The organism is Microcystis sp. M44BS1, assembly GCF_020244875.1.
GTDB lineage: Bacteria > Cyanobacteriota > Cyanobacteriia > Cyanobacteriales > Microcystaceae > Microcystis > Microcystis panniformis.
The window spans coordinates 1-15,622 of record NZ_JADBVM010000258.1; the positions used below are offsets into that span (position 1 = coordinate 1).

A 15,622-nucleotide genomic window follows, 5' to 3' on the forward strand; every position below is an offset into this window, starting at 1 on the left:
GATAACTGATAACTGATAACTGATAACTGATAACTGATAACTGATAACTGATAACTGATAACTGATAACTGATAACTGATAACTGATAACTGATAACTGATAACTGATAACTGATAACTGATAACTGATAACTGATTGTCAAGCACAATTAACTAATTGTTACTTTCTACTGCTTTTTTTTCTCCTAAAGCTTTTTTGAGACTTTTTACCTCTTTGCGTAATTCATAGACAGTCCGATGAATTTCATCGACTTCGCTGCGGGTAGGCAGATTCATTGAGCGCAGGTAAATTTCCATTAAATCCTGCTGTTTGAGGCGATAATCATTGAGGGAATTAATAAATTTTCCCCTTACTTTTAGGTTTTCTGGTTGACAAAAAGCCTTTTCAAAAATATCATCAGCGACGACACTCCACACATCTTGAAATTCTCGCCAATTCTTGACAGGTTGACCTTTTTCTGCTAGGAAAACTAATTTTTTAGTTAAAGCTTCAAAGGATTTAACTTGAATATCAGCCAGCACAATTTGATAGTTAATACTAGCTTGATAAAGAACGCGCCAAGTTTCAAAACTATCGAGTAATTTGCGGTTAAATTCTCGCGGCAATCCCAATAAAGGCATCTGTAACCATTGGCCAAAAGTTTCATCATAAAACTTCTGCCAATAGATATTATTGAGTTCGATCAAAGAAGAAGTGTTACCTAACCAAGCTTTGTTTATTGTCTCATTTGACAGCACCAAAGGATCGAACCATAAATGATTGAGACTTTGCAATTGTTGCAGGTAAATTGTCCATAGTTGACTGACATCTTGACTACTTTGGGAAGTGGTGGCAGTAAAACTATTCAGTTGACCGCGCATCTGTTGGGTATAATTATTTAAAATTGTTTGCCAGTCTTCTCCTGTTTGCATTTTCGGGAAGATACTTTCCCAAGCTTCCATCGATAATTTTAGGAATTTGATCAATAAATCCCGATTATCAAAATAGCGCTGGGTTGCCTCTTGCAATTCTGGTTTAATATTGCCCATAGGAGTCGGTATCGCTCCCATCATATCAAACCAACTTGACCACATTTTTGCCCCGGTTTCTGTCCAAAGATTGACGTAATCGGCGGCCATCTCACTCCAAGCTTGTGTCGGTTTATCCATTATTTTTGCCCTTTTCCTTTAACGCTGATTTCGCTAGTTTACTAACCCACCCTACACCCGATAACTGATAACTGATAAGTCATATTTTTCCAGACTTGGCAATTTTTGCTAGTAATCTTAACGCTTCATTGACTGAGGCTGAATCTTGAAAAATTTCCGCCACATCGGGATCGAGAATTATCACATTACTAGCCTGTCGATAAGCTTGATAATATTTGCCACGAATACCACCAGAAAAGTCATATTCAGTCCGCATCTCGTCATTAACCGTTTCTTCAGACTCCTGATTCATAATTTTTTCTCTCCTGTTTACTAGCTAAACGGGCGCTAATTAAGCGAATCTCATTTTCTCTTTCTGTATGGGATATGACTAACAGCTTTTGTGATTTTGACTGTCCTATCGTCAGAAAACGAAACTCGCCCACTGAATGATCGGGATCTAAAATCGTTACGGCCAATGGATCCCCAAATACGGTCACTGCTTCTTCAAAAGATATACTATGTTTTTTGATGTTGTTATTTGCCTTGTCTTGATCCCATTGAAATTTCATAGATTTATGCTACTATCAAGCAACTTAGCAGGGACAATAACCAACACATTTTCCATCTTTGAATTAGATAACTGATAACTGATAACTGATTAGGTGTGATGGGCCCCATTAACTCTGAGGACTTCTCCAGAGACATAACTGCTGGCAACAGGAGAGAGTAAATAGGCAGTTGCCCAGGCGATATCTGCGGGTTCACCGAAGCGACGACAGGGAATTTCGGCGGTGATTTTATCGCGAACTTTATCGGGAATCGCTAAAGTCATTTCGGTGTTAATAAACCCCGGTGCGATCGCATTGGCGCGAATATTATAACGGGCAGCTTCCCGGGCCAAGGATTTGACTAAACCGATAACTGCCGCTTTTGTGGCCGCGTAATTAGTTTGGCCGGCATTACCGCGATCACCGGAAATAGAACTAATACAAACGATCGATCCCGCTTGTCGTTGATACATTCCCTCAATAAACGGCTTAATCGTGTGATTAACCCCTTTTAAGTTGACATTAATCACTAAATCCCAATCTAGCGGCGTTAATTTAGGGAAAAAGTTATCTCTGGTAATCCCCGCGTTAGCGACGATACCGTAAACCGGTCCCAATTCCGCTTCAATTTGTTTAGCTGCCGCTGCCATGGATTCCAACTTAGTCACGTCGGCGACAATGCCTAAACCCTGGGGATTATCGGCGACTAAATCCGTGTAGGCCACCTTGGCCCCCAAATCTATCAAAAGAGAGACAATAGCCGCCCCAATGCCTCGATTTCCGCCCGTAACGACGATAACTTTCTCCTCTAGTCCCAGAGATACCATAGCTTTTTCCTCCTAAACTCTTTCAATTGCGATCGCTGTTCCGCCACCGGTCCCATGACAGATGGCCGCCATACCGAGGGTTTTATCCTGTACTTTCAACGCGTTAATTAACGTCACCAGAATCCGCGCTCCGGAAGCACCGATGGGATGACCTAATGCGATCGCACCACCGTGAACGTTTTGTTTTTCCCTCGCTAACCCCAGATCCATCTCAAAAAGCAGATTATTTAAGGCAAAAGCTTCGTTATTTTCCACTAAATCGAAATCTTCGATCGTTTTATCTAAAGATGCCAGTAATTTTTTCACCGCCGGGACGGTGGCTTCCGGGAAGCGATCGGTTTTTCCGGCAGCCACAGCGCCGCCAAGGATTTTGGCAATTGGTTTTAAACCGTACTGATCCACAGCTTTTTGACTGGCTAAAAGGATAGCGGCGGCCCCATCGGAAATCTGACTACTATTCCCCGCGGTTAAAACTCCCGACGGATTAAAAGCCGGCCGCAGTTTTCCTAAACCTTCTGGGGTACTATCGGAACGAATACCCTCATCTTGAGCGATAATTGTGGAACCTTTCTTAGATTTAAGCTCAATTGGCACGATTTCACCGTTAAACCAGCCTTTTTCTGTGGCTGTGGCCGCTCTTTGGTGGGATAAGGCGGCAATTTCATCTAATGCTTGCCGAGAGACACCGCGATCGAGACAGAGGCGATCGACTTGGGAACCCATAACCTCAGCCGTGGTAGCATCGGTTAAGCCATCGTGCAGTAATAGGTCGGTTAATTGTTCCGGCGCACCCATGAGGAATTTATAACCCCACCGGGCCCGATGGGAGAGAAAAAAGCCAGTTTGGGACATGGATTCAATGCCACCGGCGAGGACGAGATCCGCTTCTCCAGCGCGAATTGAGGTAGCAGCGTTACTAACGGCAATCATTCCCGAAGAACAAACCATATCCACCCGATATCCGTCCACGCTTACGGGAATTCCTGCTTTAATCGCCGCTTGTCGGGGAATTAACTGACCATGACCCGATCCCAAAACATTGCCGAAAATATACAAATCTAGGGCTTCTGGGGGCAAATTAGCGATTTCTAGGGCAGATTTCATCACTGTTGCCCCTAAATCCGCCGGGGATAATCCGATTAATCCCCCACCAAAACGACCAATTGGAGTCCGGACAGCGGCCACGATATAAACTTCTTGCATAGACTTCTCTCTATTGGGAAGCGAAGATACTAGATAGAATTTACTTAAGAATATCGAGTCCGAAAAAAGCCAAATGCCAATTGACTGTCATTGGTTAAAAGCTCCTGGCCCCGATGTCTTGAGTTTTTGTCTATCCACTCTCGATTTTGCAACAGAATTTCTGTGTCAGAAGATATATTCATTAGAATTTAACTTTTCTGGCAGCAATCCCCTTTTTTTATGGATTTAGTCAAGCGCCTAGTTTTTATCGGTGGTGGCCATAGTCATGCGATCGCTCTTCGTCTTTGGGGGCAATCACCCCTAAAAAACGTTCAATTAACTTTAATTAGCGATGTCACCCATACCCCCTATTCGGGAATGTTACCCGGCCACATCGCCGGTTTTTATGATTTTGCCGAGACTCATATCGATTTACCTTCTCTAGCTAGGTATTCTCAAGCGCAATTCTGTTTAGCCAAGGCTAATTTCATAGATACGGAAAAATGTCAAGTAACTTGTAATAATTCTTTACAGATTCCCTTTGATTATCTCTCGATCGATATCGGCAGCATTCCGGCAGTAGATAATGTTATCGGTGCTAAAGAGTACGCTATTCCCGCCAAACCAGTGCCGATTTTTCGGGAAGGATGGCAAGAAATCCTCAAAAAAGCGGTTATTAACCCCAATAATACTCTAAATATCGTCATTGTTGGTGGAGGCGCGGGCGGGGTCGAATTAGCTTTAAATATGCAGTCCCGTTTGGCCAAAATTCTCAACTCTAGCAGTAATTTGAATTTATCTCTAATTCATCGAGGAAAAAAACTCCTACCAGCCCATAATAATTGGGTCGGTCAACGTTTAGAGAATATTTGTCAACAAAGGGGAATTAGATTATATTTATCAACGGATGTGACGGCAGTGCAAGCAGATCAGATTATCTGTTCATCGGGGTTAGTTTTGCCCACAGATTATACAATTTGGGTAACGGCTGCCTCGGCCCCTAGTTGGATAAAAGCGTCAGGATTACTGACAGATGAAAAAGGGTTTATTTTAGTGAATAATTATCTGCAATCTCTTTCCCATCCCCATATTTTTGCCGTGGGAGATATTGCCACGATTCCAGATTATCCCCGTCCGAAAGCGGGAGTTTTTGCCGTCCGACAAGGTAAACCCCTGTTCGATAATTTAGCAAGAATTCTGCAAAATCAGCCTCTAAAACCCTATTTCCCCCAGAAAAATTATCTGAGTTTAATCGGGACAGGAGACCAACAAGCGATCGCATCTTGGGGCAGTTTTGGCTGGCAATCACCGTTATTATGGTTATGGAAAGATCGGATCGATCGAGCTTTTATGAAACAGTTTAAGCTGTAATCAATAAGTAGGTAGGTGTTAAAAATTATCAGACACCCCCTTTATCAAGGGGGGATTAAGGGGGGATCAGAGGCAAAATTGCTGATTATCGTCCAATAACACCGAGTTATTGTCAAGGCCGTTGGGAGTAAAATCTGATTTGGGAATCCCACAACCTGATAAAGTAAAAATCGTCCCGATACCTTGACTGGTTAAGGGAGAGAACGTCAATAGTTTGTTAAATAGTACATATAAACCAATGCCACGTCTTCGCTCGATTATTTCCCTAGTTTTAGTCCTAGTTACTACCCTGCTGGTTAGCTGCAGTGGTCCCCAAGCAACTATCCCCACCGTTTACAGTCCGCAAAAAATCGAACAGTTACAGGTTTACATCCAACCCATAGAAGGATTTCGCGAAAAAATGAGCGTTTTGCAAGACCTCATCGCTGACAAAAATTGGGTAGATACTCGCACCTATATCCACGGTCCTTTGGGGCAATTGCGTCAGGAAATGGTAGGATTATCCCGTAATTTACTGCCCAAAGACCAAGAAAAAGCCAAGCAGTTAGCGAAAAATCTTTTCGTTCACTTTGAACGTATCGATGCGGCAGCCAAAGAAAAAGATGCTAGTCTCGCTGCTAATCAATTCCAAGAAGCATTAAAAGACTTCGATGCTTTCTTAAATATTGTTCCTAGTTAGTTTTTATCAGTGATCAGTTATCAGTGATCAGTTATCAGCTTTTTAAAAAAATCTCCGGCTTTTTGCCTAGAGATTGTTGTCAGAGAGAAGCACACAAAAACTTTTTTTCTTATTTATAGCAGCAAATTTTAACCCCCCGCCAAGGGCAAGGATGATATTGGTTAAAATGATCAAGCTGGCACTCAAACCATCAAACCCTGATGCTGAAAAACTTTCCAGAAAAAATTTTTCTTTTAGGGTAGGGGGTAGGGGTAAATTTTTCTTCAGGTTCGGGTTTATTGAGGAGTGGGGACAAGAAACAATGTCCTCAAAAACACAGTTATCGCAGTTATCTTAATAGTGAGGTAGGAAGTCTCTGGTTTTAGGGAACAGGCAAGAGGGAGCGCCGGAGTTGGGGAAGTGGGGAGAAAGGAGCAGGGGAGGGGGAGAGAAAAAAGCTGACGGCTGCGAGCGGGGGGAATCAAGACAATTTACAATTGCTTAATAATTGTTGCCACTGCCGTGATAATATGTCTTGTGGCTTACCTGAGCGTCATAGCTGGGAAAGCAATCCAGATATTGAGATTAGTCTATCGCTGATTTAGGTGTACCTTGTCTGACCCATCGATCGAATCTCCCCCAACCCCAGAAACTAACCCGCCGTCAGATCCGATGCGGGAATACTATCAACTACAAAACACCCTATTGATCACCACCCTGATCTTAAGCGGTCTGATCTTTATACCCGTGTGCTTGTTTTATTCCCTCAATACTGCCCTTAATTACCTATTAGGGGCAATGGTGGGAGTCGTTTACCTAAAACTCCTCGCCGGGGAAGTGGAAAAATTGGGGGTAACGAAAAATCGGGTAGGCAAAAAAGGATTAGCCCTATTCGCTGGATTAATCATCATCGCCAGTCGTTGGCAAGAACTGCACATAGTGCCGGTTTTTTTGGGTTTTTTGACCTATAAAGGCGCAATCATCGTCTATACCCTGCAAACCATCTTCAAGCTGGAGCAGAAAGCCGATTCCTAAACCCTTTGACCGTTAAAATAACCCTGATTTGCGAACCTGAATCTCCCCAAGGTGGAAATGTTAGACAGTTTAAGTGTGCTTAATTTTTATAGTCTCGCTTCCCTGGAAGTGGGACAACACTGGTACTGGCACATCGGCGGACTAAAAATTCACGGGCAAGTGATCGCGGTCTCCTGGATCGTCTTCGCTATCTTAATCATCGCCTCGATCGCCGCTACCCGCAAGATCCAGAAAGTCCCTAGCGGTATTCAAAACCTCATGGAGTACGTTCTGGAATTTCTGCGCGATTTAGCCAAAAACCAGCTAGGAGAAAAGGAATATCGACCCTGGTTGCCCTTCATCGGCACCCTATTTTTATTTATTTTCGTTTCTAACTGGTTAGGGGCCTTGATTCCTTGGAAGTTAATCGAACTGCCCGAAGGGGAATTAGCCGCCCCCACTAACGACATCAATACCACGGTGGCGTTAGCCCTACTGACTTCCCTCGCTTACTTCTACGCGGGCATCAGTAAAAAAGGACTCGGTTACTTCGCTCACTACCTAGAGCCGATTCCCGTGCTATTACCGATCAAAATTTTAGAAGACTTTACCAAACCCCTCTCCCTCAGCTTCCGTCTTTTCGGAAACATCCTCGCGGACGAGTTGGTAGTGGCCGTATTAGTCTTCCTTGTCCCCCTAGTCGTACCCCTACCCCTGATGGCTCTCGGTTTATTTACCAGCGCTATTCAGGCCCTTGTCTTCGCCACCCTTGCCGGGGCCTATATCCATGAGGCACTGGAATCGGAACACGAAGAGGAACACGCTTAAAAGCGAGGGACGAAAAAAAGAAAAATTTCTTAGGAAAAAGTGTCCAAATAATAGGATAATAACTAAGAAATTATTGGTCGAATTCAGGATGAGCAACTGAATTCCCAGATCGTTCTTTCCCAAAAACTCTTTCGGGAGTTTTGAGCAGAAAACCAGCCATTTTTTACGGCTGAGAACGCGCTCTGTAAACAACAGATTGAAATTGATTAGTAAATAGAGGAAAAAATCACCATGAACCCCACAGTAGCTGCCGCTTCCGTTATCGCCGCCGCCCTCGCCGTTGGTTTAGCCGCTATCGGCCCCGGTGTTGGTCAAGGTACCGCTTCTGGAGAAGCTGTTTCCGGTATCGCCCGTCAACCCGAAGCTGAAGGAAGAATTCGTGGTACCCTTCTCCTCAGCTTGGCATTCATGGAATCCTTAACCATCTACGGCTTGGTTATCGCTCTCGTTTTACTGTTCGCTAACCCCTTCGCCTAATTAAAAAAGCAGTGGGCTATCAGCCCCCAGTCCTCAGCTTGGCAGCGGAGTTTTCAAAACTATAAAAAACCGCCCAAGCAGCCAACTAAAAAGTCTGGTTTTTGGGACGGAAGGCTGATAGCTAATTAAGGGAATTTTAGTGATTCCCCCTGACTGTTTATTGTTAAAGCAGGGGGATCATCTTCCTTTTTTGAACCTGTCTATAGCTTCTATTTATCAGGAATAAATCAATGTTTGATTTCGATGCCACCCTGCCAGTGATGGCACTACAGTTTATTCTTTTGGCAGTGATCCTGAACGCCGTTTTTTATAAACCCCTCAGTAAAGTTTTAGATGAACGGGCGGAGTATATTCGGCAAACCGAAGGTGGAGCCAAAGAACAACTAGCCAAAACCGAAGCACTGGTACAAGAGTACGAATTGCAATTAAGTTCGGCTCGTAAACAATCCCAAGAGATTATCGCCCAAGCGCAAGCCGAGGCCCAAAAACTAGCCAGCGAACGAGTTGCCGCAGCCCAAAAAGAAGCGATCGCTCGTAAAGAAGCCGTCGCCGCCGAAATTGCCCAACAGAAAGAAGAAGCCTTTCGTTCTCTAGAAGGACAAGTGGCCTCTCTTTCCCGTCAAATTCTCGAAAAACTCCTCGGCCCCGAACTCGTTCGCTAAACCCCAGCCCTTGGTTAATAACAGTGATCAGTGAAAAGATAGAACTCAGTCGTCAGGAGTTAGAAGACTGATAACTTACCTCTGATAACTGATAACTGAATAACCTACTCCCCGCCCTCAATAATCATGATCATCGACACAGTTTTATTATTAGCCACGGAGGCGAAGGAAGCGGCAGCGGAAGGATTCGGCATCAACACCGATATCCTAGGAACTAACCTATTTAACCTCTCAATTCTGCTCGGTTTAGTCATCTTCTACGGCCGCAAAGTTCTCGGACAAATCCTCGGAGAACGTCAGTCGAAGATTGCTGAAGCTTTAGCCGAAGCTGAAGACCGGAAAAATATTGCCGCTAACGCCCTCGCCGAAGAACAGAAAAAACTCGCCCTAGCAAAACAAGAGGCGGGACAAATTATCAATAATGCTCGAGATAGAGCTAAAACTGTCACCGCCGACATCGCCGCCCAAGCCGAACTCGATATTCAAAGAATGCGCGAAAGTGCCGCTAAAGATCTCTCGGCGGAACAGGATCGCGTTTTAGTAGAATTACGCCAAAGAATTACCGCTTTAGCCTTAGCTAATGTGGAATCCCAATTAAGCGCCGGTCTGGAAGAATCGGTACAACAAACCCTAATTGATCGCAGTTTGGCCAACCTAGGAGGTAAATAGATGCAGGGAAGTTTAATCAGTTCAGAAATTGCCGAACCCTACGCCCAAGCATTACTTTCCGTCGCCCAAAGCAGCGGACAATTAGAAGCGATCGGCGGCGAAATTAAATCCCTCTTAGAATTGTTGGAAAATGCTCCCGATCTAAGAGCTTTTATCGGCAATCCCGTCATCAAAGAAGAAGCTAAAAAAGCCGTTCTTTCCCAAGTAATGGGGACCAGTGCCAATCCCTATTTAACTAACTTCATGATGTTATTAGTCGATAAACGTCGGATTCAATTTTTAGAACCCGTTTGTCAACAATATCTCACCCTGGCCAGAGCGCTGACTAACACCGTTTTAGCGGAAGTTTCCTCGGCCACCGAATTGAACGATAGCCAAAAACAAATCGTCATCGACAAAGTGAAAACCCTGACCGGGGCGAATGTGGTCGAACTGAAAACCAAAGTTGATACCAGCCTGATCGGTGGTGTGGTGATCAAAGTCGGTTCCCAAGTCTTTGATGCCAGCATTCGCGGTCAACTACAACGCCTCAGCCTCTCCCTGCGCTAAGGTCATCTAATCTCTCTTTTTTGCCGTTTTTTCACCTTCTAATTTTTTACTTTTTCCCAGATTAAACTATGGTAGCTATCAGACCCGACGAAATTAGCACGATTATTCGTCAACAGATCGAATCCTATAACCAAGAAGTACAGGTCTCCAACGTGGGAACCGTCCTGCAAGTGGGTGACGGTACTGCCCGCATCTACGGCCTACAACAGGCCATGTCGGGAGAACTATTAGAATTTGAAGATGGAACCGTCGGCATCGCCCTTAACCTCGAAGAAGATAACGTCGGTGCGGTGTTAATGGGTGACGGTTTCGGGATTAAAGAAGGCGGTACGGTGAAAGCTACCGGTAAAATCGCTCAGGTTCCCGTGGGTGACGCCTTAGTCGGCCGCGTCGTTGATGCCCTCGGTCGTCCCATCGACGGGAAAGGGGACATCCTCGCCAGCGAAACCCGTCTGGTGGAATCCCCCGCCCCCGGTATTGTCGCTCGCAAATCCGTCTGTGAACCGATGCAAACCGGCATTACCGCTATCGATGCCATGATTCCCGTCGGTCGTGGTCAACGGGAGTTAATTATCGGTGACAGAAAAACCGGTAAAACAGCGATCGCCATTGACACGATCATTAACCAGAAAAGCGAAGACGTGATCTGTGTCTATGTCGCCATCGGTCAAAAAGCCTCCACCGTCGCCCAAGTAATCGACACCCTCACCCAAAGAGGCGCCATGGATTACACCGTGGTGGTGGCCGCTAACGCTAACGACCCCGCCACCCTCCAGTATATCGCCCCCTACACCGGAGCTTCGATCGCCGAATACTTCATGTATAAAGGCAAAGCGACCCTAGTTATCTACGATGACCTCACCAAACAGGCTCAAGCTTATCGTCAGCTATCCCTGCTCATGCGTCGTCCTCCCGGTCGGGAAGCTTACCCCGGCGACGTTTTCTATCTCCACTCCCGTTTACTAGAACGCGCCGCTAAACTCAGCGATGCCCTCGGTGGTGGTAGCATGACCGCCCTGCCGATTATCGAAACCCAGGCCGGTGACGTTTCTGCCTACATTCCCACCAATGTAATTTCGATTACTGACGGTCAGATCTTCCTCTCCACCGACCTCTTTAACGCTGGTTTCCGTCCCGCAATTAACGCTGGTATTTCCGTATCCCGCGTCGGTTCGGCGGCCCAAACGAAAGCGATGAAGAAAGTTGCTGGTAAATTAAAACTGGAATTAGCCCAGTTTGACGAATTAGAAGCTTTTGCTCAATTCGCTTCTGACCTTGATGCGGCCACCCAAGCACAACTGTCTCGCGGTCAACGTCTGCGTCAAATCCTCAAACAGCCCCAAAACTTCCCCCTCTCCGTTTGGGAACAGGTGGCGGTGGTTTATGCCGGTTTAAACGGTTATCTCGACGATATCGCCACCGATAAAGTTATCGATTTCTGCGCCGGTTTACGGGAATACCTGAAAACCAGCAAACCTCGTTACGTTGAGATCGTCAGCACTGAAAAACAACTCAACGACGAAGCGGAAGGCCTGCTCAAAGATGGCATCAACGAGTACAAACAGGCTTTTAAATAATCTTGGTAATCAGTAAATGAATGTTGGTAATGGGGGTTAGGTTTTAGGGGATGGGGTGTTGAGGTTTTGGGGTTTTGGGGTATTAGTTGAAATTTCCCGATCTCCCTATTTCCCCACCTCTCCATTCCCTCCTAAACACCGAATCTTGACTGATGACTGATAACTGATGACTGATAACTGATAACTGATAACTGAATTATGCCTAATCTCAAAGCGATTCGCGACCAAATTCAATCGGTCAAAAATACCAAAAAAATTACCGAGGCCATGCGTCTGGTGGCGGCAGCAAAAGTGCGTCGCGCCCAAGAACAAGTTCTCTGTACCCGTCCTTTTGCCGATGCCCTCGCTCAGGTACTCTATAATCTCCAAGGTCGTTTAGCCTTTAGTGATGTTAATTTACCCCTACTGGCCCAACGGGAAGTAAAAACCGTGGCTCTGTTGGTAGTGACAGGCGATCGAGGTCTTTGTGGCGGTTATAATACTAACGTCATCCGTCGTGCCGAACAACGGATGAATGAATTAAAAGAGCAAGGGATTAAGTATCAATTAGTGGTTGCCGGCCGGAAAGCGGCACAGTATTTCGAGCGCCGGAATGCTCCCATTGCCGCCAAATTTATTAACCTCGAACAGATTCCCACTGCCGATGAAGCTGGCACGATTGGGGATGAATTGCTCTCCTTATTTTTATCGGAAACAGTCGATCGCGTCGAGTTAATTTATACTCGTTTTATCTCCCTGATCAGTGCCACTCCGGTGATTCAAACCCTGTTACCTTTAACTACCCAAGGTTTAGCGGTACAGGATGACGAGATTTTCCGTTTGGTGACTAAAGAAGGAAAATTTAAGGTACAACGGGAAAAAATGGCCAGCCAACCAGCGCAGGTTTTTCCCCAAGACATGATTTTTGAGCAGAATCCCGTCCAAATCCTCGATTCTCTCCTACCTTTGTACTTAAATAACCAATTACTGCGCGCCCTCCAGGAATCGGCAGCGAGTGAATTAGCAGCCCGGATGACGGCGATGAGTAACGCCAGCGAGAACGCCAGCGAGTTAATCGGGACTTTAAGCCGTACCTACAATAAAGCGCGTCAAGCCGCTATTACGCAAGAATTGTTAGAAGTAGTAGCAGGAGCCAACGCTCTCTAGGTTTAAGCCTGTTTTTCTTTTGATTATCAGTAGGAGTGATTATTTTCACTCCTTTTTGTTTGGTGGATAGTGACCAACACTTTTTAGAAACTGATCAACAGATTGTATTTGTATTGAGCGAAAAGGATTAAGAACCAACAGATCTTTATCTCCACTGATAATCAAATCAGCTTTACCACTAAGCGATAACTCTAAAATCTTGTCATCCTTGGCATCACGGCACTCGTTGACAACATCTACCACCTCAATCAATATTCCCCTATCTATAAAGCTGTCTAAAAATTCTTCCCTTTCTTGATCTGTGATATATTTTCTAAACTTTGCACGACTGAGAACTTCGTCAATTTCTTCTATTAGTTCTAATGAGAACAAAATTTTGCCGTTTTGGAGTGCATCCCTAATTGCCAAGTCAGGATTACTACCCTCAAACAGCAAAGAGCTAAGTACCTAGGCAAAATTAATTACACATATCTAACCCCGCTCTTGCCTCTTGCCTCTTGCCTATCTTCACTAGGAAATTAATTTTGCACGACTACTTAATGATTACGTTGGTATCAAAAACGTATCGCACTTTACTCACTTAGCAAATTACTCAAAATTTCGGGAGTTAAGCCTCTAGCTTGTGCTTTCCGACTGATATCACTCATAACAGCCTCTAGTGGACGGCGTTTTTTAGCAAATTCTTTCAACTTCAAACTAAGAAGAGCATCAAGCTTTTGGCGATCAGCAAATATAGCTGATTCATAAATTTCCGCCGATTCCGCGTCAACACGAATTTTAATCTCTCTAACTTCCATAGGTTTTACATACCAAAGAATGTTTCTAAACTATTTAAAACTCTTTCTGACTATATACTAGACGAATTTTTCCAGATAATACTCCCAATTAAGATTTTATTGAGAATTTATTCTCGCACCTCTAGAAGTTTAAACCATGTCACTCGCTGAGTTAATTCCTCTGGTCAATAATCTGAGTCAGTCAGACAAATTATCACTCTTCAAACTCTTGGCCACACAAATCCCAGACGCTGAACTACAATTCATCTTCTCCGCATCAGAGTAACCAATTTGGTCGCCCTAGTACGCAACGGCAGCTGCAAACATTCTGATGCAGATGATTCAGGATGACCAAGGGGCATCTGCTCATGCCTAGTAAAGTTGAGTTTCCCTTTTCTGAGGATAACGCATTACCGACAATTCCTATCATTTTCAGTATCGTGCTTGTGTTTAGTATTGATGGAGAAAAGTAATGCTAATTTTTTTGGGAAAATTAGTTAAACCACGATTATAACATATAATTAATTTGTAAGAGTTCGAGTTAACTTGGTTAGGGCTATGGATTTATTAAAAAATCGGTTTGTGCAGTCGTTGGGAGTCGGGGCGTTTTTTTATCTCCTAATGCTTTCCTTAAATTGGGTGGTGTTGTTCACCCTGAGAATTCTTGAATCTTTTTCTAGTTGGTATCGATACCGCGCTGCTCCCTATTCCTTCCAAATCAGTATCGGGGTGACGCTGGCCTATTTGCTGATCACGGCCCTCTTGAGTAGCCGGCGTGATTAGTAGTAAAACGTAGTGGATTGTTTCAGCTAATTTGGTGTATTAGAAAAATGCTAGAAATTCTATAATCTAAGACTTTAAGCCGAAATCTATTGCCCTATTTTAGCTGAAACAGTCCGGTAGGGTGCGTTAGACTGATGCAGATGATTCAGGATGACCAAGGGGCATCTGCTCATGCCTAGTACAGTTGAGTTTCCCTTTTCTGAGGATGAAGCATTACCGACAATTCCTATTATTCTCAGTTATGCAGACTCTTCTTTTTCTGCGAAGGCACTGGCCGCTACAAATCTTGGATGACACTGATAGTGGCTCTCTTATTCTTTGTATGATCTCGCGTAGCGAGCGCGTTGCGACCAGTTTAACTTATTATAGAAGCGATCAATCTTTGTGTCCTCTGTGTCTCTGTGGTTCCTTCCACTCGCTCGCTGGCAGGACTGTATCTTAGAATACATTTTACCCACCAAACCTAAGAGAGCTACTTTTTTAACGTCAACCCAACTACTTAAAGGAGTAAAAACCATGAGTCTATGTCTCAATCCTAATTGTTCTTCTGCCAATCCAGATGGTAATAAATTCTGTGAAAAATGCCGCTCTAAATTGTTCTTACAAGAGCGTTATCAAGCAATTAAATTAATTGGTCAAGGAGGATTTGGTCGCACTTTTAAAGCGGTAGATTATAGTAAGCCTTCTAAACCTTATTGTGTGATTAAACAGTTTTTTCCTTCGGCTCAAGGAACTGATACAATTGAGAAAGCCTCAGAATTGTTTGAAAAAGAAGCAATCCAATTAGAGAAGTTAGGAAAACATCCCCAAATCCCTGAACTTTTCGCCTATCTCAATCATGATGATGATCGTCAATATTTGGTACAAGAATATATTGAAGGACAGAATTTAGAACAAGAATTAAGAAGCCAAGGGGTATTTAATGAAGCCAAGATTAAAGCTTTATTAACAGATATTTTGCCAGTTTTAGATTTTATCCATAGTCAGGGAGTAGTTCACCGAGACATTAAACCAGAAAATATTATTAGACGTAACTCAGACAAGAAAGCGGTTTTAGTAGATTTTGGCGCGTCTAAAGTTGTTACACCTCTTAACCGTTCTGTTACTGGTACGGTAATCGGTTCAGCGGAATATGTCGCACCAGAACAAGCTAACGGTAAGGCGAACAATCCTAGTGATTTGTATAGTTTAGGAGTCACTTGTATTTATTTGTTGACTCAGATTTCACCCTTTGATTTATTTGATACCAGTGACCATGAATGGATTTGGCGACAGTTTTTAGTTAATAATAATGTTCGGGATGATTTAGGGCGCATTCTTGATAAAATGATCGAGTTTGGGACAAGAAAGCGTTATCAGTCAGCGCGGGAGATTTTACAAGATTTGACGGGACAATCACCAGCAACTTCGATACAAACACCAGCA

At 44.1% G+C, this 15,622-nt stretch carries 20 protein-coding genes; 13 read left to right on the plus strand and 7 right to left on the minus strand.

Going from position 1 to position 15,622, the window contains the following annotated elements; translation table 11 throughout:
* Positions 1-152: 152 nt before the first annotated feature.
* From phaE to IM515_RS19985, 5 genes are all read right to left on the minus strand, one after another.
* Complete coding sequence (phaE, locus tag IM515_RS19965) at positions 153-1,148, minus strand: class III poly(R)-hydroxyalkanoic acid synthase subunit PhaE (protein WP_287627713.1); 996 nt, start codon at positions 1,146-1,148, stop codon at positions 153-155.
* Positions 1,149-1,227: 79 nt separating this feature from the next.
* Positions 1,228-1,440 carry a hypothetical protein gene (locus IM515_RS19970; RefSeq protein ID WP_002784823.1) on the minus strand — a complete coding sequence of 71 codons (213 nt, stop codon included), beginning with the start codon at positions 1,438-1,440 and terminating at the stop codon, positions 1,228-1,230.
* Positions 1,424-1,699 (minus strand): BrnT family toxin, encoded by a 276-nt coding sequence (locus tag IM515_RS19975; RefSeq protein ID WP_190722734.1) that lies wholly within the window; start codon positions 1,697-1,699, stop codon positions 1,424-1,426. The genes IM515_RS19970 and IM515_RS19975 overlap by 17 nt, the downstream gene beginning before the upstream one ends.
* An 89-nt stretch (positions 1,700-1,788) precedes the next feature.
* Positions 1,789-2,505 carry an acetoacetyl-CoA reductase PhaB gene (gene phaB / locus IM515_RS19980; RefSeq protein WP_287627714.1) on the minus strand — a complete coding sequence of 239 codons (717 nt, stop codon included), beginning with the start codon at positions 2,503-2,505 and terminating at the stop codon, positions 1,789-1,791.
* 12 nt (positions 2,506-2,517) lie between these two features.
* Entirely contained in the window at positions 2,518-3,708 is a 1,191-nt protein-coding gene (locus tag IM515_RS19985; protein ID WP_002769592.1) for a thiolase family protein, read from the minus strand.
* 219 nt (positions 3,709-3,927) lie between these two features.
* Between IM515_RS19985 and IM515_RS19990 the strand changes: the two genes are divergently transcribed.
* From IM515_RS19990 to IM515_RS20035, 10 genes are all read left to right on the plus strand, one after another.
* Positions 3,928-5,058, plus strand: coding sequence for an FAD-dependent oxidoreductase (locus IM515_RS19990; RefSeq protein WP_287627717.1), 1,131 nt, complete (start codon positions 3,928-3,930; stop codon positions 5,056-5,058).
* A 238-nt stretch (positions 5,059-5,296) separates the two neighbouring features.
* Positions 5,297-5,737, plus strand: coding sequence for a photosystem II protein PsbQ (gene psbQ / locus IM515_RS19995; protein ID WP_045360899.1), 441 nt, complete (start codon positions 5,297-5,299; stop codon positions 5,735-5,737).
* Between the two features lie 651 nt (positions 5,738-6,388).
* Complete coding sequence (locus IM515_RS20000; RefSeq protein WP_002789747.1) at positions 6,389-6,751, plus strand: ATP synthase subunit I; 363 nt, start codon at positions 6,389-6,391, stop codon at positions 6,749-6,751.
* A 57-nt stretch (positions 6,752-6,808) separates the two neighbouring features.
* Complete coding sequence (gene atpB, locus IM515_RS20005; protein WP_002739857.1) at positions 6,809-7,558, plus strand: F0F1 ATP synthase subunit A; 750 nt, start codon at positions 6,809-6,811, stop codon at positions 7,556-7,558.
* A gap of 231 nt (positions 7,559-7,789) precedes the next feature.
* Positions 7,790-8,035 carry an ATP synthase F0 subunit C gene (gene atpE, locus IM515_RS20010; protein WP_002740068.1) on the plus strand — a complete coding sequence of 82 codons (246 nt, stop codon included), beginning with the start codon at positions 7,790-7,792 and terminating at the stop codon, positions 8,033-8,035.
* Positions 8,036-8,265: 230 nt separating this feature from the next.
* The gene (locus tag IM515_RS20015) at positions 8,266-8,697 is read left to right on the plus strand and encodes a F0F1 ATP synthase subunit B' (RefSeq protein WP_002769600.1); all 432 of its coding nucleotides are present in this window, start codon (positions 8,266-8,268) and stop codon (positions 8,695-8,697) included.
* 126 nt (positions 8,698-8,823) lie between these two features.
* Complete coding sequence (locus tag IM515_RS20020) at positions 8,824-9,366, plus strand: F0F1 ATP synthase subunit B (protein ID WP_002769604.1); 543 nt, start codon at positions 8,824-8,826, stop codon at positions 9,364-9,366.
* Positions 9,367-9,915, plus strand: coding sequence for an ATP synthase F1 subunit delta (gene atpH / locus IM515_RS20025; protein WP_002769606.1), 549 nt, complete (start codon positions 9,367-9,369; stop codon positions 9,913-9,915).
* Between the two features lie 68 nt (positions 9,916-9,983).
* Positions 9,984-11,492 (plus strand): F0F1 ATP synthase subunit alpha, encoded by a 1,509-nt coding sequence (gene atpA / locus IM515_RS20030; RefSeq protein ID WP_002769608.1) that lies wholly within the window; start codon positions 9,984-9,986, stop codon positions 11,490-11,492.
* 198 nt (positions 11,493-11,690) lie between these two features.
* The gene (locus IM515_RS20035; RefSeq protein WP_002763363.1) at positions 11,691-12,638 is read left to right on the plus strand and encodes a F0F1 ATP synthase subunit gamma; all 948 of its coding nucleotides are present in this window, start codon (positions 11,691-11,693) and stop codon (positions 12,636-12,638) included.
* A 45-nt stretch (positions 12,639-12,683) separates the two neighbouring features.
* On the opposite strand, the gene IM515_RS20040 is transcribed toward IM515_RS20035, so the two are convergent.
* Both IM515_RS20040 and IM515_RS20045 read right to left on the minus strand, forming a co-directional pair.
* Complete coding sequence (locus IM515_RS20040; protein WP_287633253.1) at positions 12,684-13,046, minus strand: putative toxin-antitoxin system toxin component, PIN family; 363 nt, start codon at positions 13,044-13,046, stop codon at positions 12,684-12,686.
* A gap of 164 nt (positions 13,047-13,210) precedes the next feature.
* Positions 13,211-13,435: a hypothetical protein gene (locus tag IM515_RS20045; protein WP_287627722.1), complete on the minus strand. Its 225-nt coding sequence runs from the start codon at positions 13,433-13,435 to the stop codon at positions 13,211-13,213.
* Between the two features lie 537 nt (positions 13,436-13,972).
* On the opposite strand from IM515_RS20045, the gene IM515_RS20050 reads away from it, so the two are divergent.
* The 3 genes from IM515_RS20050 to IM515_RS20060 form a co-directional block, all read left to right on the plus strand.
* Entirely contained in the window at positions 13,973-14,197 is a 225-nt protein-coding gene (locus IM515_RS20050) for a hypothetical protein (RefSeq protein ID WP_002740738.1), read from the plus strand.
* A 171-nt stretch (positions 14,198-14,368) separates the two neighbouring features.
* Complete coding sequence (locus IM515_RS20055; protein WP_287627724.1) at positions 14,369-14,491, plus strand: hypothetical protein; 123 nt, start codon at positions 14,369-14,371, stop codon at positions 14,489-14,491.
* Between the two features lie 222 nt (positions 14,492-14,713).
* The coding region (locus IM515_RS20060; RefSeq protein WP_287627725.1) for a protein kinase domain-containing protein at positions 14,714-15,622 on the plus strand (909 nt) is incomplete at its 3' end.

What these genes read in the sequence shown, in the direction of transcription:
- phaE (WP_287627713.1), bottom strand. Translation starts at nt 1,148, where the DNA reads ATGGATAAACCGACACAAGCTTGGAGTGAGATGGCCGCCGATTACGTC.
- IM515_RS19970 (WP_002784823.1), bottom strand. Translation starts at nt 1,440, where the DNA reads ATGAATCAGGAGTCTGAAGAAACGGTTAATGACGAGATGCGGACTGAA.
- IM515_RS19975 (WP_190722734.1), bottom strand. Translation starts at nt 1,699, where the DNA reads ATGAAATTTCAATGGGATCAAGACAAGGCAAATAACAACATCAAAAAA.
- phaB (WP_287627714.1), bottom strand. Translation starts at nt 2,505, where the DNA reads ATGGTATCTCTGGGACTAGAGGAGAAAGTTATCGTCGTTACGGGCGGA.
- IM515_RS19985 (WP_002769592.1), bottom strand. Translation starts at nt 3,708, where the DNA reads ATGCAAGAAGTTTATATCGTGGCCGCTGTCCGGACTCCAATTGGTCGT.
- IM515_RS19990 (WP_287627717.1), top strand. Translation starts at nt 3,928, where the DNA reads ATGGATTTAGTCAAGCGCCTAGTTTTTATCGGTGGTGGCCATAGTCAT.
- psbQ (WP_045360899.1), top strand. Translation starts at nt 5,297, where the DNA reads ATGCCACGTCTTCGCTCGATTATTTCCCTAGTTTTAGTCCTAGTTACT.
- IM515_RS20000 (WP_002789747.1), top strand. Translation starts at nt 6,389, where the DNA reads ATGCGGGAATACTATCAACTACAAAACACCCTATTGATCACCACCCTG.
- atpB (WP_002739857.1), top strand. Translation starts at nt 6,809, where the DNA reads ATGTTAGACAGTTTAAGTGTGCTTAATTTTTATAGTCTCGCTTCCCTG.
- atpE (WP_002740068.1), top strand. Translation starts at nt 7,790, where the DNA reads ATGAACCCCACAGTAGCTGCCGCTTCCGTTATCGCCGCCGCCCTCGCC.
- IM515_RS20015 (WP_002769600.1), top strand. Translation starts at nt 8,266, where the DNA reads ATGTTTGATTTCGATGCCACCCTGCCAGTGATGGCACTACAGTTTATT.
- IM515_RS20020 (WP_002769604.1), top strand. Translation starts at nt 8,824, where the DNA reads ATGATCATCGACACAGTTTTATTATTAGCCACGGAGGCGAAGGAAGCG.
- atpH (WP_002769606.1), top strand. Translation starts at nt 9,367, where the DNA reads ATGCAGGGAAGTTTAATCAGTTCAGAAATTGCCGAACCCTACGCCCAA.
- atpA (WP_002769608.1), top strand. Translation starts at nt 9,984, where the DNA reads ATGGTAGCTATCAGACCCGACGAAATTAGCACGATTATTCGTCAACAG.
- IM515_RS20035 (WP_002763363.1), top strand. Translation starts at nt 11,691, where the DNA reads ATGCCTAATCTCAAAGCGATTCGCGACCAAATTCAATCGGTCAAAAAT.
- IM515_RS20045 (WP_287627722.1), bottom strand. Translation starts at nt 13,435, where the DNA reads ATGGAAGTTAGAGAGATTAAAATTCGTGTTGACGCGGAATCGGCGGAA.
- IM515_RS20050 (WP_002740738.1), top strand. Translation starts at nt 13,973, where the DNA reads ATGGATTTATTAAAAAATCGGTTTGTGCAGTCGTTGGGAGTCGGGGCG.
- IM515_RS20055 (WP_287627724.1), top strand. Translation starts at nt 14,369, where the DNA reads ATGCCTAGTACAGTTGAGTTTCCCTTTTCTGAGGATGAAGCATTACCG.